Annotated in this window: 22 protein-coding genes; 3 read left to right on the top strand and 19 right to left on the bottom strand. The window is 28.4% G+C overall.

The genetic code is table 11. The annotated features are described in order from the left end of the window. Positions 1-42 precede the first annotated feature (42 nt). The 7 genes from B3W71_RS10865 to B3W71_RS10835 all read right to left on the bottom strand — a co-directional run bounded on the left by B3W71_RS10865 (position 43) and on the right by B3W71_RS10835 (position 7,898). On the bottom strand, positions 43-525 hold the full coding sequence (locus tag B3W71_RS10865; protein WP_346888949.1) for a DUF6241 domain-containing protein: 483 nt from the start codon (positions 523-525) through the stop codon (positions 43-45). A gap of 156 nt (positions 526-681) precedes the next feature. Then, positions 682-1,338, bottom strand: coding sequence for an SIMPL domain-containing protein (locus tag B3W71_RS10860; protein ID WP_346888948.1), 657 nt, complete (start codon positions 1,336-1,338; stop codon positions 682-684). Between the two features lie 138 nt (positions 1,339-1,476). Further along, positions 1,477-3,141 (bottom strand): ribonuclease J, encoded by a 1,665-nt coding sequence (locus B3W71_RS10855; RefSeq protein ID WP_346888947.1) that lies wholly within the window; start codon positions 3,139-3,141, stop codon positions 1,477-1,479. A gap of 606 nt (positions 3,142-3,747) precedes the next feature. Further along, on the bottom strand, positions 3,748-4,089 hold the full coding sequence (locus tag B3W71_RS10850; protein WP_346888946.1) for a DUF6483 family protein: 342 nt from the start codon (positions 4,087-4,089) through the stop codon (positions 3,748-3,750). Between the two features lie 269 nt (positions 4,090-4,358). Next, a complete protein-coding gene (locus B3W71_RS10845; protein WP_346888945.1) occupies positions 4,359-5,165 on the bottom strand; it encodes a CAP domain-containing protein in 807 nt (268 codons plus the stop codon). A gap of 668 nt (positions 5,166-5,833) precedes the next feature. Further along, on the bottom strand, positions 5,834-6,496 hold the full coding sequence (locus B3W71_RS10840; protein ID WP_346888944.1) for a CpXC domain-containing protein: 663 nt from the start codon (positions 6,494-6,496) through the stop codon (positions 5,834-5,836). Positions 6,497-6,716: 220 nt separating this feature from the next. Continuing rightward, positions 6,717-7,898 (bottom strand): site-2 protease family protein, encoded by a 1,182-nt coding sequence (locus B3W71_RS10835; RefSeq protein ID WP_346888943.1) that lies wholly within the window; start codon positions 7,896-7,898, stop codon positions 6,717-6,719. A gap of 256 nt (positions 7,899-8,154) precedes the next feature. Between B3W71_RS10835 and B3W71_RS10830 the strand changes: the two genes are divergently transcribed. After that, a complete protein-coding gene (locus tag B3W71_RS10830; protein WP_346888942.1) occupies positions 8,155-8,556 on the top strand; it encodes a hypothetical protein in 402 nt (133 codons plus the stop codon). Positions 8,557-8,711: 155 nt separating this feature from the next. On the opposite strand, the gene B3W71_RS10825 is transcribed toward B3W71_RS10830, so the two are convergent. Together B3W71_RS10825 and B3W71_RS10820 are read right to left on the bottom strand one after the other, a co-directional pair. Further along, on the bottom strand, positions 8,712-9,437 hold the full coding sequence (locus B3W71_RS10825; RefSeq protein ID WP_346888941.1) for an EcsC family protein: 726 nt from the start codon (positions 9,435-9,437) through the stop codon (positions 8,712-8,714). Positions 9,438-9,594: 157 nt separating this feature from the next. Continuing rightward, positions 9,595-9,945, bottom strand: a complete 351-nt coding sequence (locus tag B3W71_RS10820) for a hypothetical protein (RefSeq protein ID WP_346888940.1) — start codon at positions 9,943-9,945, stop codon at positions 9,595-9,597. A 161-nt stretch (positions 9,946-10,106) separates the two neighbouring features. Here B3W71_RS10820 and B3W71_RS10815 point away from each other — a divergent pair, with 161 nt between their 5' ends. Together B3W71_RS10815 and B3W71_RS10810 are read left to right on the top strand one after the other, a co-directional pair. Then, positions 10,107-11,504: a putative DNA modification/repair radical SAM protein gene (locus B3W71_RS10815; protein WP_346888939.1), complete on the top strand. Its 1,398-nt coding sequence runs from the start codon at positions 10,107-10,109 to the stop codon at positions 11,502-11,504. Positions 11,505-11,542: 38 nt separating this feature from the next. Next, a complete protein-coding gene (locus tag B3W71_RS10810) occupies positions 11,543-12,283 on the top strand; it encodes a TIGR03915 family putative DNA repair protein (protein WP_346888938.1) in 741 nt (246 codons plus the stop codon). Positions 12,284-12,500: 217 nt separating this feature from the next. Here the strand turns inward: B3W71_RS10810 and B3W71_RS10805 are convergent, their stop codons facing one another. The 10 genes from B3W71_RS10805 to B3W71_RS10760 all read right to left on the bottom strand — a co-directional run bounded on the left by B3W71_RS10805 (position 12,501) and on the right by B3W71_RS10760 (position 22,724). Continuing rightward, entirely contained in the window at positions 12,501-12,713 is a 213-nt protein-coding gene (locus B3W71_RS10805; protein ID WP_346888937.1) for a hypothetical protein, read from the bottom strand. Positions 12,714-12,912: 199 nt separating this feature from the next. After that, complete coding sequence (locus B3W71_RS10800) at positions 12,913-13,578, bottom strand: B3/B4 domain-containing protein (protein WP_346888936.1); 666 nt, start codon at positions 13,576-13,578, stop codon at positions 12,913-12,915. 108 nt (positions 13,579-13,686) lie between these two features. Further along, the gene (locus B3W71_RS10795; protein ID WP_346889015.1) at positions 13,687-14,505 is read right to left on the bottom strand and encodes a DUF2087 domain-containing protein; all 819 of its coding nucleotides are present in this window, start codon (positions 14,503-14,505) and stop codon (positions 13,687-13,689) included. Between the two features lie 28 nt (positions 14,506-14,533). After that, positions 14,534-14,797 (bottom strand): DUF2087 domain-containing protein, encoded by a 264-nt coding sequence (locus B3W71_RS10790; protein ID WP_346888935.1) that lies wholly within the window; start codon positions 14,795-14,797, stop codon positions 14,534-14,536. A 292-nt stretch (positions 14,798-15,089) separates the two neighbouring features. Next, entirely contained in the window at positions 15,090-15,623 is a 534-nt protein-coding gene (locus B3W71_RS10785; RefSeq protein WP_346888934.1) for a putative ABC transporter permease, read from the bottom strand. 673 nt (positions 15,624-16,296) lie between these two features. Then, positions 16,297-18,300: a methyl-accepting chemotaxis protein gene (locus B3W71_RS10780; protein ID WP_346888933.1), complete on the bottom strand. Its 2,004-nt coding sequence runs from the start codon at positions 18,298-18,300 to the stop codon at positions 16,297-16,299. A 923-nt stretch (positions 18,301-19,223) separates the two neighbouring features. After that, positions 19,224-20,048 carry a class I SAM-dependent methyltransferase gene (locus B3W71_RS10775; protein WP_346888932.1) on the bottom strand — a complete coding sequence of 275 codons (825 nt, stop codon included), beginning with the start codon at positions 20,046-20,048 and terminating at the stop codon, positions 19,224-19,226. A 247-nt stretch (positions 20,049-20,295) separates the two neighbouring features. Beyond that, entirely contained in the window at positions 20,296-21,255 is a 960-nt protein-coding gene (locus tag B3W71_RS10770; protein ID WP_346888931.1) for a patatin-like phospholipase family protein, read from the bottom strand. A 148-nt stretch (positions 21,256-21,403) separates the two neighbouring features. Next, positions 21,404-22,393: a permease prefix domain 1-containing protein gene (locus B3W71_RS10765; protein WP_346888930.1), complete on the bottom strand. Its 990-nt coding sequence runs from the start codon at positions 22,391-22,393 to the stop codon at positions 21,404-21,406. Then, a complete protein-coding gene (locus tag B3W71_RS10760; protein WP_346888929.1) occupies positions 22,380-22,724 on the bottom strand; it encodes a PadR family transcriptional regulator in 345 nt (114 codons plus the stop codon). The genes B3W71_RS10765 and B3W71_RS10760 overlap by 14 nt, the downstream gene beginning before the upstream one ends. Positions 22,725-22,747: the final 23 nt, after the last annotated feature.

Below are 22,747 nucleotides of genomic sequence, written 5' to 3'. Positions count from 1 at the left end.
TATTTTATATAAGATTAGTAATGTATTTTGCGAAAGTCCCTTTTAATTAATTCTCACACCTACAGCTCTTCCGATAGTTCCCCCCAATTTTTCCCACACATAATTGTGATCCTTATCCGCCTGAGAAAAGTCTCCTGCTTCCCATCTATTTAGAATATCTAATAATTGTTCTCTATCTTTATAATTTACTTTTTCAACGATCCCCTTTAAATTTTGAATTTCTTCCTTATTCATAGGTAGTTCTCCCCATATTTTATCATTTTCTGCAATTATCTTGGTGTTTACCATTCTATGCATTATGTCATAAATATTTGATTCAGAATAATAATTTGCTGGCTTCAAGCCACTAGATTCTTCCTTGGATATTTCTTCATTAATCAATTTTATCTTTTGTTGATTTTGTTTAGCTCCTAACCTTCCTGATTTTCTATCAATTATATGATTTATCCCAAATATAGCGACTATTATTACAATAATTACTATAATAGAACTAACAACTGAACTTTTCTCAAAAAATCCCTTCATAAATTTATCCCTCCTACCTCTATATGTAAACATTGTATCAATAAGCCTACATATTTTTCAATGATTTTACAAAAAACCCTATTCCTAAGGCTTTAAATACTCATATTATAAGAGAAATTATAATTTCATGTTGGACTTTAACTTATATGAATATTATTAACTTTCAATTCTCCAAGCCACAGTAACCGTATCTTCAACATATATATTGTCTGGTTCTAAATCAATCATCGGAGTTCCAGCTGTAGAAAGAAGACTCTTATCCATGCTATAGACATCCTTATAGAGCTGAATATCACTCCAACTATAATCTATATTTATTACCTTTCCTAATCTTACTCCTGCAGCTTCTGCCATTACTTTAGCTTTCATTCTTGCATCATCTACAGCACTCTCTAGAAGTAAATTTTTAATTTCCGTATCATCTTTAACCTTATATCTAATAGAGAACTCAGGTGTTGCTGAACAATTTGCAAGAGCATTAAGTACTCTAGTTAACCTCATACTATTTTGTTCAAACTCAATTCTTAAGTTGTTGGTAACCTCATAACCAACAAAAACCCTCTTATAGTTTCCATTTGGATCAGTTATATTCTCATACTTGGTATCTACTCTAAAATTAGTAGTTTTTATATCTTGTTTATCAAATCCTGCACTTCTTAAGCATCCTCTTAACTCATTCAAATCCCTACTAGCAGCATTCATAGCTTCTTCATAGGTAGGCTTTACTGTAGTTAATATCATGTTAATTTCTATAGTATCCGGTGGTACTGATGCCTTTCCCTGACCCTTAACCCTTATAACTCTCTCCTCCATAATATTCCTCCTTATTTAATAAACTATATAATATAACTCTATTAGATTAAGCTTTAAATATTACAAATAATCAGCATAAAATAAATAACATGCTACAGATAAGATTTATATGTAGCATGCTATTTGATAATTATTATATTATACTTCCATAATTATCGGAAATATGGTTGGGCGTCTTTTAGTTTCATTATATAAAAATCTCTCTATAGAGCTTTTTACATTTGTCTTTAATCCATACCATTCTATTTGCTTATTGCTTAAGGACTTCTCAATTTCTTCTCTTGCTATATCTCTCACTTTATTGATCATATCTTCAGCTTCCTTAGCATAAACAAAACCTCTAGTTATAATATCAGGACCTGCAACTATACTATAACTTTCCCTTTCTATAGTTGCAACCACTATAACCATACCGTCTTGACCTAAATATTTTCTATCTCTTAATACTATGTTACCTACATCTCCTACACCTATACCATCCACAAATACTCTTCCAGTATGAACTCTTCCGGATATTTTAGCTTCATCTTCAGAAATCTGTAATATATCTCCTGTATTCATTACAAATACATCCTTTTCTTCCATACCTAATCTTTTAGCCAAATCCTTATGATGCTTTAGATGCCTATACTCTCCGTGGACAGGCATAAAGTATTTCGGATGTACTAAGGTATGTATTAACTTTAGCTCTTCTTGACAAGCATGACCCGATACATGAATATCTTCTAATGCTTCATATATAACATCCGCTCCTCTTCTGTAAAGTTCATTTATAACCTTAGATATAAGTTTACCGTTTCCTGGTATCGGAGACGCTGATATGATAAATAAATCATCAGGCTCTAATTGGATTTTTCTATGATTCGAAAAAGCTATTCTTGCAAGAGCTGCCATAGATTCCCCTTGGCTTCCCGTGGTTATAATAGTTATCTCTTCATTTCTATAGTTACCTATATCATCTACATTTATCATAGTTCCTTCTGGAATATGTAGATATCCTAGATCCATGGCAACCTTAGATATATTCTCCATACTTCTACCACTAAAAGCAATTTTTCTTTTATATTTAACTGAAGAATCAGCTATTTGTTGCATTCTATGTATGTTTGAGGCAAAGGTTGCGACTATTACTCTTCCTGTAGCTGTAGAAAAAATCTTATTTAAAGTTTGACCTATGGACTTTTCCGACAAGCTATGCCCTTGTCTTTCTACATTAGTACTATCCGCCATTAAAAGTAGTACACCTTCTCTTCCTAATTGAGATATTCTTTCTAAATCCATAACTAAACCATCGATAGGTGTATAATCAACTTTAAAATCTCCAGTATGCAGTATATTTCCTATAGGGGTATGAATAGCTAAGGAGCAAGAATCAGCTATACTATGGGTGTTTCTTATAAACTCTACTTTAAGATTTTCAAATTCAATGATATCTCCAGCTTCTACAGTTTTAAGAGTACATTCCTTTTCTAAATAATGCTCTTTTAGTTTATTTTCTAATATCCCCAAGGTTAGTCTAGTTCCATATACTGGTATATTTAATTCCTTTAAAATATAAGGTAAAGACCCTATATGATCCTCATGTCCATGGGTAAGAACAAAAGCCTTTACCTTTTCTTTGTTATCCATTAAATAAGATATATCCGGTATAATTAAGTCAACCCCATACATTTCTTCATCTGGGAAAGCTATCCCACAATCTATAACTATAATTTCTTCATCATATTCAATTGCAGTGATATTTTTACCTATTTCACCTAATCCACCTAAAGGTATTACTTTAACATATTTTTTTTCTTCCATAAAAATCCCTTCCTTTAATATTCAATTAACATGTACTTATTATGTGTTATAATGCAAATTTAAATACTTTCATTAATTCAAATATTTTTATCATTTAACAGTATCATTTTATATATTTACAAGATGACATATCCGATGCTATTTTAGAAGAGATTATCCATAAAGGATAGTTGCATAGAAAAAGTACTGTTCTTACCTTTCTAGTTATAGAAAGAAGTGACCATTTTAAAATTTATTTTATAAAATATCATTTTAATAAAGGGATATGTTAAAATAATTCTCTAATCTTCTTAAGATTTAGCTTATTTTAACATATCCCATAAATTCTCCTATACCCTTATAATAATTAAGTTTATTTTTTCTTTTTTAATTCGTTCTTATTTTTGACTTTCTTGTCACCCTTCTTATCCTTACCAGTATTCTTAGCTGTCTTTTTATCCTCCTTACCCCTACCTCTAGACATATATTCCTCCTAAATTAATAATTTATATAGTAAAATATATTAACCTATAGATAGAAATATACTGAATTTACTATTATAAAAGATAAAAATTGGTAAAACTTAAATATTCCCAGCTATGAGTATGTATTAGATTTAAATATTTGTTACTTTTTAAATCTTTTTATATCTTCTAAGCCTTGCTGCGCTTCTTCCTTGGAAAAGTTTCCACCTTTTAAATCATCATCACTTTTTTCAAGTAGCAAATTATAGAATTCAACTGCTATATTATATAATTCTTCAGAAGTCTTATTTTCTAATTCATTAAATAGTATATCTTCAGCCTTACTATAATTCTTTTCTTCAACAAGACGCTTTAGTACTCCCTTTAATATTTCTATGGAATTAACCTGACCAAATTCTACACTTTCTCTCTTTTTTTCATTCTTATTTAATAACACTTTAGCACCTACTTTTCCTATATCTTTAATAATTTTTTCAATGTCCAAAAACCCACCTTCTTAAATGTAAACAACCCTACAACTCTTTCTTAATCTCTTAACTTTAAATTATATATAGCTAACTTAATTATATTAAGGATTGGACTGTAATTTCTTACTATATTATATCATTTTATTACATGTTTAAAATGATAAATATAATATTTTTCTTAATAGTATAAGAATATCCCTCATTGTAGTTTCAGTTATCTACAATAAGGGATATTTTAAATCTTTACTTCAAAATCTATATTTAGTTTTCCTAAAATTCTCTGATATTATTTATAAAATTCTTGAGTTGCGTATACTCTGTTACCAGCTTTGTATACTCCTACACCTATACTTTGAAAATTAGTTGATAGTATATTTTCTCTATGACCTTGTGAATTCATCCAGTTTTTCATAAATTGGTCAGCTAAGGCGTTTGGATCAGTTACTCCACCTATATATGCTATGTTTTCTCCCCAAGCTCTATATGAAACTCCATCAGCTTTCATTTTAGCTGTTATAAGATTTCCACTTTGATCTGGGTGACTAAAGTAATTATTATCTCCCATGTCTTGAGATTTAATTCTAGCATACTTCTCCATAGTTGTGTTATAACTTAAAGCCGGCACTCCAGCTTTAGCTCTTTCTTCGTTTACCTTATTAAATATAGCTTGTTCAACTTGAGCCATAAATTTATCGCTTACAACAGGAGTCTCATTAACATTTGATGGTTCATTTACATCTGGTGTTTCATTAACATTTGATGGTTCATTTACATCTGGTGCTTCATTAACAGGCGGTTTAACTGAAGTGTCTCCTTCTGTTGTTGGCGGTGTTACTACTGGATCTTTTACCTCGTCTTTTGACGGATTGCTTGGCTTATTTGGGCAATTGCTTTGATTTACATTGTATTTAAAGTTTCCATTTATAAGCTTACTATAATCATCTAGATTGTAATACTTACTGTTACTTGTAACTTTGCAGTTCACTGGCTTCACTTGATTTTTAGTATTTACAGCAGCTTCTGCTTGTACTCCTCCTACTAATGTACTTCCTACTAATAATAATGTTAGTATTGATAATGCTTTCGATTTCATTTCCATTCCTCCTATATTTGGACTTAATAGCTTGTCCTCTTTTCTAGTAGTTAATGTACTTTTACGTCTAACCACCTTGTGCTCTAGTTATAACATATAAATTTTAAATTTATAATGGTTGATGATTTCTAATCAATGATATATTATCCTTCATAGGTAAACTTTATACATCATGGATTTATTATCCAATATATAAATGCCACTATTACTTGATTACAGAGTTTTCTCAAAAATATCCTTAGATAAAATTGCCAAAAAGTATTTTATAAGAATATAAAAATATTTAAATATTTTTGTGTAAGTTTTCAGTATACTTACATCATATATCCAAATTTTATAATAAAAACAATTTACTTTTAAATAGTAACTATTCAGTCTATATAAATAGATTAAAAAATACCTTATCCTCAATTACGTTATGTATCTTATAGTAAAGTATAAATATTAATTTTAGGTACTTCAATAAGATGTGAGTATTCTCTTCCAAATCGAAGCTATTGAACGTAGAATTATTTGACCTTCACATAGCATGTAAATGAATTTCCTGCATAGACAATAGATAGGCTATGTGTTAGAATGTAAAAATTTTATTAAAACTAATATATCATTAATATATTATAAAAAAGGCAGGTATTTCTCCTGCCTTCTCATTGCTCAATCTTTAATTATTATTTTGCCTCAATTATCTCAATTGCCCATTCTCGATTAATAGCTTGAAAAATTCTATTATCCTTCTCTTCGATCTGCTTTAAGTATTTATCCTTTACAAAATTATATACTTTCATATTCATATCGTATGATAAAGCTTCGCCCTTATCATCTAAAAATATAATGATTTTATTATCTGTAGCAATATCATAGTCAAAATAAATATGCTTAAGTTTAAAATCTGGATGGCTATCTGCTAGGTCTGAAATATAATATACCTTGCATATTTCCATAATTCTATCATCTAAATTGCAATCAAAAATTTTAATCTTTTCTATTAAGTCATAGTTATTAGTCACAATTCTAAGCTTATATTTGTCTCCAAATCTAGGTAAAACTTCTTCTGATAAAGCTTCAAGCTCTTTGACTAATTCACTATTATTTTTACTATAGTTTACTATTAAATATATCATCTCTCTTTTATTCATGTCATGATACAAGCAATCATATTCAATAGTTACTATATTTCTACATATAGGACATGTAAATTTAAAAAAGTCATTAGCCAATAACCTTTCCTTTTCTCTTTCATCTACAGTGACATTAATGCTATTCCAAAACTTAGTATTGCTTTTTATTAAACAATTTGGACAGGTTACTTCTACATTTCTCTTCAAAGACATAAGTAATCCCCCTTCTAATTAGTAGTCTTAGAAAAAGTTTTATTATATACTGTATATTTTATCACATTACATTGTAAATGTAACTGTATTATTTTCTAAATTTTTAAACTTTCATTCCCAAATTTATCCTTTTTGTGCACACATAGCAGAAAAAGCTATATCATACAAAGATATAGCTTTTTAACCTGCCTTATTACTTTATAAAAACAATAAATATAAATTAAATATTCATGGTTTTCCTCATCCAGTTTACTAACATTAACTCCATATCTGCTTCCCCTTTAACCGGATATTTCATAGCTAACTTTCTCGTATCTTCATAATAATTTATAGCCTTTTCTCTATCTTTACTATAAAAAATTTCATAAGCCATAAGAAGCCTCTTCTTTCCAATCATAAATTTAGCAGCCTTTATATATTTTTTTAGACTCTTATCATAGATATCATCAATAAAATCCTTATTACATTCCCCTATAAGCTCTAAAAATATTCTTTCACAATTTATTTCATTCCTATATAATGGAATCATCTTGTCCATATAAGGCGTAAAATCTTCAAGGCATTGTTTTGCTCTTTGAAAATTCATATTATCTAAATACCAATTATATTCCATAAGTTTTATCGAAGTATTTAGTGGGTTTGTTAAATCAATTCCTTCATTCACTTTTAATTTTTCTAATGGCATATCTTTAATTCTCATTCCTTGAGATTGTAATCCGTTAACCCTAAGTTGAAGATAAAAACCTCTTCTCGCATTTTCATCCTTTAACATGGATATTACATTATACCCATCATTGGAAATTCCTCCAATCTTTAAGGGAATTATATTAGTTACTGCTGCAAATATACCACCTGCACTAATCAATATTAGTATAGCAGAAAGCAACATAGGTACTCCCTCTATTAAAGTGGCAATTAATATACCTATTATTGCTACTATTAAATTCATTATTCCTCCACCATAATTATACATTATGAATGGATACTTTCCTTCCTTAATTTGGGTTGGCATCATAAGACATTGTCCTGCTGTACCTGGTATATTAAACTTCTTATAGCTTATATGTCCTTTTTCTTTAATTATAGTGAAAGACCCTATTCTAAATGATACAAAAGAATAGCCCGTCATAAGTCCAAATGCAAGATGTCCTGCTTCATGAATAATAATATGAATCATATATCCTAAGAAAAATATTAATATAAATCCATAAGACTTAATCAACTCTAAAAAAATATTATCGCTTTTAATATAGTTGCTCATAAGCTCTTTTAAATAAGTTTGAGATAAAATTCCTAGAGTAGCACCAATTGATCCACAAACTACAAAAAATATAATTCCAGATAAAAATTTATTTTTCTTTTTATTAGTCTTTGTAGTTTTTTTTCTCTCTTCGTTAATCATTAAAAACCTCCTATTTATTAATACCTATATGAATATAACTTTGTAACCATAATAAATTATATATGATTAATTCTACATGTACATACTAATATTTATATATATTAAAGTAAAAATAGTCAATACATAGCATCAATAATCTATTTAAAATCTACTAAATAGATATTAAATAGATTTATTAATATAATTTATATTAAATTAGGTATATTTTTTTACTATTCTTATATAAATATATTAGATGTCTATGTGGAGGTTACTTATGGCTAAAAAAACTAAACTCCTACTCATCCTATGTATATTAATTATTATAATGCTATTTACCAAATACTCATACAATGACGGCAACTACAAAGCTATTAAATCTAAGGAACACTCTTCAAAAAATTCTATGGAAATGACCTATAAAAAATTTAAGGGTTATAAATATAAATCCCTTAGATTAGACGTTGATGATGAGTTAACTATTAATATCAAAGTTAAAAATGAAGGTGGGAACTTAGCTATATCACTAATTGATGAGAATGATCGCACATTATATAAAACCGAAAACATAGATAACTCTTTAATTCAAACTATAGTAATACCTCACGATGGAAAATACAAAATACAAGTTGAGGGAGATCATAGTGGGAATTTCAAAATAAGTTGGAATGTTGATTAGATGTTACATTCCAACTTTTTTATTATATAATCTCTAATAGATAAAATTTATTAATATTCCTTAGTATAATCTAGGATTGTAAGCAAATTTGATGTAGAAACTTTAATAAACTTATATACTAAATTTAAATTGTGCTATAACTATAATTGTGAATTTTAAAAATACTGATTAAAGTGTCTTAATCTATATCCATTCATTGCAGTGTAGCCTAGTTTATCTACTAGCTTGTAGTTAGCTACAGCTCCCACCGCCCCTCCTACAACAGGTACAAGTTGAAAAAATTTAGCTAAATCTATATAATCTCTATATTCCTGTTGGAAGGTTCTCCAATCAAAACTTTCTTTATTTATAGGTAATGTATCTGCATAAGCTTTCCAATTATCTAATATATGAAACACTTCTATTCTTCTTTTATCGCTGCAAAAGGCAATTTGAAATATATAAAGAAGATATAGTCTTTCCCTATAATCCTTTGTATCACGACCATATATGCTAGCTATTTCATATAACAACTTAATTTTTATACTTAAGAGTATAGGGAAATCAGCTAGTCCTATAAAAAAACCACCAAATCCTGTACTAGCTCCGCTTACTGTTGCGGCCTTTCTATAGAGTTGAATTTTCTCCTTTACCAGCATCTCTCGCTCTATCATAGAAGTATACCTTATAGGTTCAAATGTAGTATATTCAGAACCTAAAATAACCACTTTAACCATGTTCTTTATAACTTCTGTAATCATAATGTGAAACTTTTCTGGAATAAATTTATTCATTTTGTCTTGTATGTTTTTAGAAAAATTATTTCCTACACTTGGCTGTTTTATCATTTTTCTTTTCCATATAATTAATTCTTCATATATTATATCTTCATATGTATCCATTCCATCACCTTATTTCTTAAATATACACTATATTTTATCACAATATATAAATTTAACCATTATATATTTAATATACCCTCATGATTTAAATATAATTCTCTTCTATAACATTTATTTTAAAGTTTCTAAAATGGTAAAAGAGCAGATTTCTCTGCTCTTATTTACGGTTCTTTTGATTAGCGCAACAATCTACTGCACTATCAACTAAGCTCTGAGTCATACATAAAATTGTGCACATTAGCTGACGATGTGAGGATAAAACGTAATTTAATAATTCACTATTCATACATCTATAATATTGACAGTTTGTAGATACATTCTGACAATAAAGAAGTATTAAAATTAATATGAGTAATCTATCTTCCTTTCTTTGGCATCTAACCTCTTTTGCATCCACAACGCCACCTACGTCATTGTCTTTGCAATCACGATTGTTATTATTACAATCACAATCACAAGGATCACAATCGTCATAGTTACAATTATAGTTATTGCTACGTCTCTTCATTTAATAACTCCATAATTCTTGCTATATTTTATGTTATGTAAAATGCTTCAAATAAGTCACACTAATTATGTAAAAATAAATTTTATTTTATTGACCCCAAACAAATGTTCTGATAATATTTATATATATTAATTATTTTTGTATTAGAAGGTGATTTTTCAATGGAGATTAGTGAAAAACTTAGAATATTAAGTGGAGCTGCAAAATATGATGTATCCTGTTCGTCCTCAGGTTCCCACCGTAAAGGAATTAAAGGAGCTTTGGGATCTTCCTCCACTAGCGGCATATGTCACTCCTTTACTCCTGATGGAAGGTGCATATCTCTTTTAAAAATTCTATTAACTAATTACTGTATATACGATTGTGCTTATTGTATTAATAGAAGGTCTAATGATATAGAGAGAGCTGCATTTACCACAGAAGAAGTAATAAGTCTAACTATAAATTTTTACAGAAGAAACTATATTGAAGGATTATTTTTAAGCTCAGCGGTAATTAAAAACCCTAATCATACTATGGAAATGTTAACATCAATTGTAAAGAAATTAAGAAATGAATCTAACTACCGTGGATATATACATCTTAAAGCTATTCCTGGAGCTGATGAGGATTTAATAAAAGAAGCTGGGCAATATGTAGATAGAATGAGCGTAAATATTGAACTTCCCTCTAATGACTCTTTAAAACTTTTAGCCCCTGAAAAAAATAAGAAGGACATATTTTCTCCTATGAAGTCTATTAAAAACAATATAATTGTAAGTAATAGTGAAAGAAAGCTAACTAGAAATGCTCCTTTATTTGTACCTGGTGGTCAAAGTACTCAACTAATTGTAGGAGCAACAATGGAAAATGATTTGGATATTTTAAATCTCACAGAGAATCTCTATGATAAATTCTTTCTCAAAAGAGTTTATTACTCTGCCTATGTTCCAGTAAATGAAGGTAAAAATTTACCTAATTTTAAAACTCCACCTACTCTTAGAGAACATAGACTTTACCAAGGAGATTGGTTGCTCCGTGTATATGGCTTTAAAGCTAGTGAACTTCTTAACAATAAAAATCCAAATTTTGATATAAACTTTGATCCTAAAACTAATTGGGCTTTAAATAACCTCAACATGTTTCCTCTAGAAATTAATACAGCTCCCTACGAGCTTTTAATTCGAATACCTGGTATAGGCATACGTGGCGCTAGAAAAATTATTAGTGCTCGAAGAATTAGCTTTCTTACCTTTCAAGATTTAAAAAAGCTAGGAGTAGTTTTAAAACGTGCACAATATTTTATAGTATGCAAAGGTAAATATTACGGTTCCGTGGATTTAGATGAAGAAAAAGTTAGGTCTATACTAAAACCTAAAATCGACTTAAATTATATTGAAAATGAAAGATATGAGCAGCTAAGCTTTCTTGATTCTAATTTTAATAAAATCTTCACACCAATTCTAGATAATCAAGACAATAAGCTTCTATTACCTTCACCCTCACAAGATGAGGTTAATTTCTTAGACAAAACTCTACTCTTAGAAGATAGAAGCACTTATCTCACTGGCGAGTTATAGATGTAATAATTTTCAAAAAGTATTGGTGGTGTAATAACATGAAAGAATTTTTATATGATGGCTCCTTTGAGGGACTTTTAACTACAATTTTTTACGCCTACGGTTGTAAAGATGAAATTAAAATTACTAAGTTTTCTTCCTATGTACCTAGCTTAATTACAACAACAGAAGAAATAAATACCGAAGAAGATAAGTTTAACAGAGTATACTCTAGCATAAGGGATAAACTTAGCTACTCCACGCTAAAGAACGTATATTATTTATATTTAAGTGATATTCCTAATTCGGAAAATTTAATATATAGATATATTAAGTTATGTTATAAATTCGGGGATAGTATTAATTTAGCTAAAAATGCTGATATTATCATGTGTGTAGATAAATACTGTAGAAAGGTTTCCTTAGAAGCTCATAGATTTACTGGTTTCGTGAGGTTTAAGGAAATTGCACCCTTTACTTTTTACTCTACCATTGAGCCTGACCATAATATTCTCCCCATTATTCATTCTCACTTTGTAGAACGATTTTCTGACCAGAACTTTATAATTCATGATATAAAAAGAGAAATTGCCTTAATTTATAATAAAGAAGAAGGTATTATTTCTTCTTTTTCTAAAAATTATATTGAATCTTTAAATTCTTCTCACCTCAGTGATAACTTTGAAGACCTCTGGAAGGAATTTTATAATGCTATAAATATAAAAGAACGTGAAAACCTGAAATTAAGAAGTAGAAGTATGCCAAAAAGATATTGGAATCACCTACCTGAAGTAAAATAAGGCCATATGCAAAGTTAATTCTTTGTATATAGCCTTCTTTCTATGAAATATTTTTTCTTTATTGTATTTATTTAAAAGAGCCCATGCCTCATCTCTAGTTGGAATTTTCCATATTACTTATCATCCTTTCTCCATAGAATTATATCCATAAAAAAAGCCTAAGTTAGTTACTCGGGCTTTTGATATCAAAATCTGCATTTATATATGTATTTTCTATCTACTTTATTTTTTCTAAAAACTTATATTGACCCTGAGCATGTACTTGTTCAAGAAAATTATTATATAAGTTCTTTAATTCTTCGGGAGTAGTCATCCCTATTTTATCTATTTTATCTGTGTGTTCCTTAAAATATAACTTTGTGCTTATATATTTACCATGAATACTATCTAATACATAAAGTATATCCTTATCATCTAACTCTATTTTCATATTATCACCCAGTATAGAGAAATATATACAAATTCCTATACAGCTTCCTTTCTATGGATTATTGATTAAACTCTACTAGTATTTTCAATTAGAACTATAATCTAATAATATTTATATTCTATACAAATATTGTTTTTCCTTCAATTAAATTTAAAGTATTAATTAATATAGCTATAGAGGCTCCTTGAAGTTTTCACCATTATTTTATTATTTTCACATCTATAATCTTTCCATCTGCATAATTTTCTAATAATGCCTTTCCATACTCCATATATTCATATAGTTCCTTATATCCTCCAAAAGAAATTATATTCATAATAATATGAGTTGTATCAGCATTTATCATAGACCTCGTAGAATCAGAAGTAGTACTTCCAAAGTTCCCCTTTTCATCTTGAAATATGGGTAGGTTCTCTAAATTTATAACTCCGCGCCCTATACCTTCATAGATTTCACCTTTACTTCCTAAAGTGAAATTAATATCATCGCCTATCTTACTTCTATCATAGGTTCCTACTGAATTAAAGCTTGTTAAAGATAAAAGATTGTTTATATCTACTATGTTATTAACTTGATATAGCCCATTTCCCTTTACAATTCTTTTTACTAAGGACTCCGATGAAAGTCTATATCTACTTGGATCTTTTCCAAAAGACTTATATGCTTTTCTAGATATATCAATATTCTTTATCTTTAATACATCTTCTGCCTTAAACATCTCTTGTATTTCTTTGCATCTTTTTTCTATGACTTCCCACAACTCTTTCTTAGTTTCTTCCTCTACCTTTACCTTAGCTTCTATACATCCTATGGCTACTTCAGGACACTTCTCCTTTAACGCATTTAAAATTTTAATACTTATCATAATCCACCTCATATACTTTTAAAATTACTTCATATACATCTTATCCTTAATTAAGTATTAGTATTGTTAAAATAAATAACATATAGCTTATTCATTTTATAATATTAGCTATTCCTTAACCCAATAATTTTTACAATCATTAGATCTACTTAGAAATCCATATTCAATAAGTGCTCTTCTTATAGTAGCATAGTCTTCATATATCCTAGATATTATTCTATTTATTTCTTTCTCTGAATAAATTTTGCCTATCGTAAAGTTTCTCATTATTTGCTCCAAAACTATAATCTTTTTCTTTTCTTTAGATGGATAAGTTTTTAAGCTTCCATTTTCATTCATATAATTTTGTATAACTTGAAGCTTTTCCGCATCAGTTATATTAAATCTATCATCTAAAGTAGTTGCCGTCTTATGAGCATCACAAATAACTTCCTTATCTAGACTAGTTATTTTATTATTAATACTTTTAGATAATAACTCCATCATTGTTAAATATAGCTTTGCCTGTTTTTCTTTTTCTCTTAGCTTATAACGATGATTTCTTATAGTAGATGTAGTAACTCCTAATCTATTAGCTATTTCTTTGTCAGATATCCCTTGTGCGAAAAGCTTTAACACTTGTCTCTGCACCTCTGAAACACCAATGAAACTTCCATTCATATCTAGAAGATATTCAAGCATTGAATTATGAGCATCTTGAATATGTAGCTGTACCGCTTTCCATGATTCATAGAATTCTTCGTCTATCCTATATATTTTACCAAGCTGAAATGCTTTACCACAAATCAAGCATCTAATAGTATCCCCTTCTTGAGAATATCCATTTTTTAAATCACCGATGCTTGCGCTCCAAAATATTTCATTGAACTTTATATCTGATTCTACATCTTTTTTTATATCCTCATTTTTTGTTACAGAGCTTTTCATTTTTCTCTCCTTTTCATCTATTCTATCATTACTCATGCTTATTTCTCCAATATTCTGAACCATCCCTTTTTCTAGATAAAAACTTATAGTCTATTAAACTCCTTCTTAATAAAAAATAATCCTCAAAGGTATGCCACTTCATAATTATATTATTAACTTCCTTCTCACTATATAGATAATCATATTGAAATTTTGTAACTAGATATTCTAAAATTTCAATTCTTGCTTCTTTTTTCTTTGGCCATATTTTTATTCTACCTTCATTATCAATAAATCTATCTATTTTTTCCATTCTAATACCTCCTCATTAATCAAATAGTGTTTAAATTATTCTATATTTCAATATTACGACTATAATTGATCTTTGTCTATATATTTATAGATTTATTTTTATTTTGTTTGTAATAATGATTTTTTCTCTTGATATAAATTATATAGATTTATATAATTATTTATTTACATAAAAATAAACAGGTAGTTTCCTAAGTTAATTTACTTTATAGTACTCTCTATAAAGTAAATTAACTTAGTTCTAACTTCCTGCTTATGTAATGTCTAAACACTTATCATTAACATGCTTTTATCTAACTTTGAGCTATTCTTCTCTTTTCTTTAAATTCTTTTAAAGTAATTATTTCATCTATAAATAAAATTATCACTAAAATAGTAGCGCAAATTGGCCATATTGGATAAATTATTCTATATGCTCCATCTACAAGTATCTGTAGATATTTAACTCCTATAAAACTTAATACAGTCCAATAAATAGAAAATTCTAAGCATATAATTCCTTTGAAATTATACTTAAGCTCTGAATAATCCCAGTAATCTTTATTAAACTGATTTCTCATTATTATTCCGGTTATATATTCAATTATAGTTGGAATTACAAAACATAACAATATTAATAAAAATATATTTATATTAAAAGCTAATTCCAATGATACTAAAACACTCATAGCTATAGCATACATAGGTTTAAATGGTCCACTTAAAAATCCATCCTTTTGAAAGTGTCCTCTAGTACAATAGCAAAACAAATTTTCAATTATCCATCCTAGAAATCCATAAAAGAAGAAATTGAACATAAAATGCAGTAAAAAGTTAATAATATCCATAAATACACCTCCGTCAGTAGTCAATAGTATTTTTACCTAGATTTATGGATTTATTCTAAGTTTTTCTAAGTTCCTCTCAATTACTTTCTATTAATTTTATATCTTCTACACAATCATCTAAATGAATAACTATATCTATTTCAATTTTATTATTCTTCTTATGGTTTATCCTGTTGTATTAATATTTTATCCTAGTCCATACCTCTAATTTACTTCAAAGTGGAGAGAAATCTAGTATCGGTACCCCGTCCCACCATATACAGTTTCTAAGCCTTAGGCAGTACTAGTCTTCCATCTAAGGCTTAAAATTATATTTATTTTATATGGAATTAAAATAATTGGTATCAATGTTGCAAGATAAGGATGCCATTAACAAATTTGGAAAGACGTGCACTATCTTTATGAATATCTTCGAAAATGCTTTCTATTATTGATTGTAGCTTTGTTAAATCATTACAGACCATCCTATTCCAACTTCTTATTAAAATGTTAAATAGTTAGATATTTTCCTTTATAACTTTTTAAAATGTTAAAATGCTCCATATATAACTAAGTATATATCTTTGTAAGGTGCTATATATATTAATTAATAATTCTCATAAAAAATAAGAAGGAATACAGTACATACTGTAATTCCTTCTCTTATTATAAAAGTGACTAAATATTATATAACTTATTCAAATTTAAAAGTATTTATCATTACTTTTAGATTTTCGGACATCTGCTGCAACTCATTAGCATGAACTGTAAGCTCCTCGCTGATACTTATTACTTCCTCCGTTGATGCAGTAACCTCTTCTGAAGATGCAGCAGTCTCTTGTGATATAGATGATATACTTTCTATCTGAGTTACTACATTTTCCTTCTTTTCGTTAATAACAACTATATAATCTCTAATTTCACTAACTTTACTTATTAAATCATCAACACCTGACATTATATCATTAAATACGGATTTTGCTTGATCAACTACAACTTCTTGTTCCTCTACTATCGTTCCAGTATCCTTAATAGCTACTACAGCAACCTTAGTTTTAACCTTTATATCATCCACTATCTTTTTAATTTCCGTTGTAGAGTCCTTTGATTGCTCCGCTAATTTTCTAATCTCTTCAGCTACTACTGCAAACCCTCTACCAGCTTCACCTGCTCTAGCTGCTTCAATAGATGCATTAAGAGAAAGTAAATTAGTTTGCTCCGTAATTTGCGAGATAGTATCTGATACAGCATTTATTTTACCTATGCTCTCTTCCATTTCTCTAACTAAATCTGATACCTTAGTAGTTGAAACTTTAGTATCATTAGATTTTTCTATAAGGGTTCCTACCATCTTTAACCCTTTACTTGATAGGTTATTAGTATTTTCATAAACTAACCCTATAGCTTCAGTAGCTTTATTTAGTAGATTTAGATTATCTGATAACTCTATTATACTTGTAGCTCCATCTTGAGCGCTATTAGCTTGCTCAATAGCTCCACTAGATACATCTGTAATAGCTCTTGCTACCTCACTTATTGAAGTACTTGTCTCCTCAGACATAATAGATAGATTTGATGAAGTCTCTAAAACAGTATTAGAAGATTCGTTAACACTTTTAATTAAAGCTGATACATTTTCTATCATCTCATTAAAGTCTTCACCTAACTTTTTAAATTCATCCTTTGACTTTATATTAACTTTAGCTCTTAAGTCTCCACCCTTAACTTTATTAAAGGCTACCAATAATTTATTTATATCTTTTGATATGGCAGTACTAAGTATCAAAGACACTATTATTGCGATTATTGCGATTACTCCTAAAGTCATGATAGTTATATTTTGAATGTTCTTCGTATCATTTATCAATTCTTTATTATCTAAAGAAGCTACTATTTTCCAACCTGTTAATCCACTTGTACTGTAAACAGCAAACTTACGCTTCCCATAAAAATCATACTCAATAAATCCTTCTCCATTTGAACTTATCTCCTTCCAGACTGAGAGCTTAGCCGCCTCATTAGTACCTATTATTTCTTTATTAGGATGTGAAACTAAAACGCCATTAGCATCTGATATATACATGTAACCAGCATCTCCTACTTTAATTTCTGATAAATTATTTGAAAGACCTTCAAGATCAATACTAACAGCAGCTACCCCAATTACTTTATTATTTTCTTCTATTGTCTTTGCAATAGTCACAACATTTCTTCCATCTATAATGCTTACAAAGGGCTCCGTAACAACCATTTCTCCTTTATTCTCCATAGCTAACTTGTACCATGGTCTTGACTTATAATCAAAATTAGAATCCATCCTCTCCTCTGGACAAGCATAATAGCTTCCTTTCTCTGTAGCAATATGTATAGTAATAATATCTTTATCTACATTTTTTATGTCAGCTAGCAGTACCTTTCCAAATTCAAAATGCTCTTTATTTTCATCTATTGCTTTTATATCTATATTATTAGAAATTAACTCAACTAAATTAGATACTCCTTTAAAATAATTATCTATTCCTCTGTTTACCTCTAGGATTGTTTGTTTACTTGTAATTTCAAGTTTACTTCTTAGAGTCGATTTAGATTTCAAATATATGGTAGCACCCATTACAGCAACTGGAACTAAACAAATTAGTAATAATATAGCTACAAGTTTAAATCTAATGCTCTGTAATTTAAGCTTTTTCACTTTCATAATTTTATCCCCCTTTGATATACTGTCAGCTTTCAATAATTAGTTCAATCATTTACAAGTTGTGTCTATGCTAGTGATTAAAATTACTATAATTTAATAATTATTTGCTCTTTAATACACCAAAATAACTATTTAATCCTTCCATATATTTATCTATAAAATTGAATCTGCATTATTAACACTTATTAGCTAAACTTCTAATAAATAAACATAGTCTAGTGTAATAAATCTTATCATCCAATGTAGCATATCTGACATATTATATTATGCGACTTGGAATTTTACAACAATTTTTTTATTATTTATTACAAGTTTAACGTAAAATCTAGTTAGCATCATCAAATTTTTACATTGATAAAAATCAAATTATAAAATTTATTATAAGTCTTACTTATTTATTCAATTTATTGATATATTTTACATCATGTGTGTTGTAAAGTAAACCTGACCTAATTTTTAATCAAAGTTGCCTCTTCAAGCAACTAATAAGTAGTAGCTAAAATCTACTTATCGATTACTTATTTATTACTTCCATTCTAAAACATTTACTTTATATCCTTTGGATTTTAGTAGTCTATGCTAATTTAAATTTTCTTACACATTTAGGAAGTATTAAATAAATAATCCAACTAAATTAGTCTATCTTTTGAAACAAATGTAGAAACCCCTTAGAATATAATAATTAATTTCCAAGGGATTAATTTACTCATATGTGTTTCACTTAAATAATTCTAAAATAAATCTTTTATTTCTCATTCTGAACTACGAATATTTCCTTCAATCATTTTATCTATGTTTATAAGTAAGTTCATAGCTGGTATATGAGGATTATATACCTTCTTAAAGTTAAATGATGTAGAATCTATTAAAACTACTTCTTTTATCCTATGATTTTATATTCTAAATTCATTTTAATTCCCATTCTATTCCTTTATTCCATAAGCATATATCACATTCATATTAAAGCATATACCTTCATCACTCTCATAGGCTCTTAACCCTTGGTTAACTTTCTCTTGGTATTCTTCAAATTTATCGTTTCCAAGTTTTTGTATATTCTCAAAAATACCTCTTGCAGCATTGTTCCACATTTCATTCCACCATTGATTTGCATTTAAATAAATCACTCTATTTTCTTCCTCATAAGCTGTTATATCATTTAATCCTAAATTCTCTAAAAATCTACTTACTCCTTCTACAGTATTTAATATAATTGATTCACTTGTAGCATCATCTTCTACAGCTTTAGAATTATTTGAAGGTAAAAATTCATTTGTTATATGGTCTAACCATTTTTGATCTTTCTGTATACCCCAAAAGCTAAATGCTATTTCTCCTTGTTTTTTTAAAACTTTCAATATATTCTTTAATGCCATCCTATTATGAGCTACATTTCCTATACTAAATCCAGAGACTATATTATGAAAATATTCCTTGGGAAAATTTAATTTTTCTGTATCCATCTGAATTACTTCTATATCTTTTATATTTTCTTTTATAATTTTCTCTTTAGTAGTTCTTACCATAATTCCCGAAATATCTATACCTATAACCTGTCCAGCATGTCCTACTTTTTCTCTTGCTGGAAATAAAGATGCTCCTCTTCCCATGCCAATATCTAATACATAATTTCCTTCTTCTATATGAGATAATTCAACTAATCTATCCCAATATCTTGGACCTATACTACCAAAATTCAATGCTACTTTATCCCAAAGCTCTATTAATTTATTTTTATTCTTATCCATGTTACCCCCATAATTTTACTATTTAAACCTGAAATTTCTACTCATATTTCCTATCACAATAGTACCATACATATTATAGAATGTAATCCAATATTATTATATCATGACAGTATATGGAGTCCCAATTCAGTCCAGTCCGATAAATAAACATAGCATTATTTTCAAATAAAAAATATATACCTTTTAAAAAAGAAAAAATGAGATGCAAAGCAATTGAGATAAAATAAGCTACATAAATTGTCTTTCTTTAGATCTTACCACTAAGCAGTTCTCTATTGTATTCTTCATGCTTCTCAATTAAATTTTTTAGTGACTTTCCCTTCATCATATCTATTATCATCGGTGATAGAATTGAAAGTCCATCACGATATCCTAATTCTATATGTTGATTTAATGTACTATGCATTATATTAACTGTACCTATTCCACTTATTGTTTCTAAGTGCATGGATGGGTATATTTCAATAATGTTATAATTTTCAAATCCCTTTTTATCTAATTGTTGCTTGTAGGATAAATGTACAACTATAATAACATCACAATTATGGTTTTTAAGCGGAGCTATTGGTACATTATCTGCATTTTGATAAACATATTGTGGATTGTTTATTCCTCCATCTGCATACCTATATTCGTCAATGTCTATAGGTTTAAAAATAAATGGTACTGCACAAGAAGCAAGGACAATATCTATAAGCTCCTCATCTTCATAGTCATTTAACTTAAAATACTCTGGAGCATCTAAGTCTATATTATAAGCACATGCATAAAGAATTTTTTTTGATTCTTTAATAACTTTAAAATCAACGTACTCTTCAATAAATTGTCGTATGCCACTTTGAGAAAGTAATCCTATGTCACTTACTTTAAGCAATTCATTAAATTTTTGTTCCTTCCCCATATGCTTAATATTCTTAGCCTTTTTAATTAATTGAGAAATCTTTAAATTTCTTGCAAGACTCTCATGATTAATAAATCTAGAATAAGTAAGGCTTGACCAACTTTCATCCATTATACTGTTATTATTCATAGACAGCATTAGGCTATTTATTGTACCAATAGATGTACCTGATACAACTGAAACTCTCCTTATTATATCTAATTCCCAAAGAGCTTTAAATATTCCAGCCTCATAAGCTCCTTTGGCGCCACCACCTGATAATACTAATCCTATATTTAAATCAAATAACTTTTTTATATCATCCATAATGTACCTCTTAACTTATATAATCTATTTCTCTCTATATTATACTCCAACTATATAAAACATAATGTAAAATCTAAAAATGTTTTTAAATTATAATAAACAGCAAGCCGAAATTTTAATTTTCGACTTGCTGTTTATATTATTAGATCTATTTTTTATCATCATTCTTTATTATGGAATATGCTCCACTAAAAGCCCCAAAAAGTACTCCTGTAACAGGAAATACAATCCAGCAAATATGCCATGCTCCAAATCCTAAGCCCCAAATTAAAAATGTAGCTGTGGCAAGTGGCCATACAATTGCTGCAACAGCACCTATTACCTTGTTGTTTTCTTTACCCTTTTGGGAGTATTCTTCAATTTGTAAAAGTATACTATAGCTATTATTTATACTTCCAATTCTTATAAATGTAAATACTGCAACAGCTACCATGATTAATAATACAATTACTCCATAGGAAGATAATTTGTCGTCATTATACCCACCCAATGCTGATAAAACAATTAATGCAATAGGTGATAATACACAAAGTATGACACCCACTATGGTTGATCTAGTGAAAGTTGGCGCAAATTCTTGTTTTAGATTCTTAACCCTTTGTTCTACATGTAATGGAAGTATAAAATCTTCTTCTAAATACTTATACTTATCAAGTTTAGTACCAGCATAGATAAATAGGCCAACAGCAATAGCTACTAAAATACATAATGGTATAATACTAAGTCCTTCTAAAACATCTATTGCAATATTCGTACCAAAAATACCATCCACTATAAGACTATGAGTGAACATTAACATTGCTGGTGCTAGAATACATAAAACAACTCCAATAGCAATGGCTTTACCATACTTAATCTTATCCTTCATATAATTTTCTGCTTCTTCCATTGTAATAGTTGGAATATCTTCTATTTCTCTTGTTGTAGTATTAATGCCAAGTTCCTTTATTAGCTCATCAATATTTCCAAACTCAGAAATTACAACACCAATAGCTTCATTTTCTGTCTTACCACTTTCTCTAAGTTCATTATACTTATCTTCCATATTTAAAAGTAATTCTTCTTTCATTTTTATAATCTCCACGGACTTTGGTAAACTTGAAAATATATTGTCTAAATAGTTTTTAATGGTCTCCATCCTCATTCATCTCCTTAATAAATTTATTCATAACTTCCTTTATAACCTTCCATTCATCACACTTTTCTTTGTAGTAAGCACGCCCTTTAGATGTGATTCTGTAATAAGTTCTTCTCTTTCCAAAGGTTTCATCTCCATAAAAAGATTCTATATATCCGTTATTCTCTAATCGTGTAAATGCAGAGTATAATGTGGTTTCTTTTATAATATACTTTTCCTCTGATAGTTTTTTTATTGTTTTAGATATTTCATATCCATAAGACTCCCTATCTAGGAGAGTGAAAAGAATTATAGTATCATTGTATCCTCTAATAACATCGCTACTTATCAAATGTTATCCTCCTTTCCTAACTA

This window comes from Clostridium sp. UBA1056 (assembly GCA_002316385.1).
Taxonomy (GTDB): domain Bacteria; phylum Bacillota; class Clostridia; order Clostridiales; family Clostridiaceae; genus Clostridium_J.
This window is presented reverse-complemented; position numbering and strand designations above follow the sequence as displayed.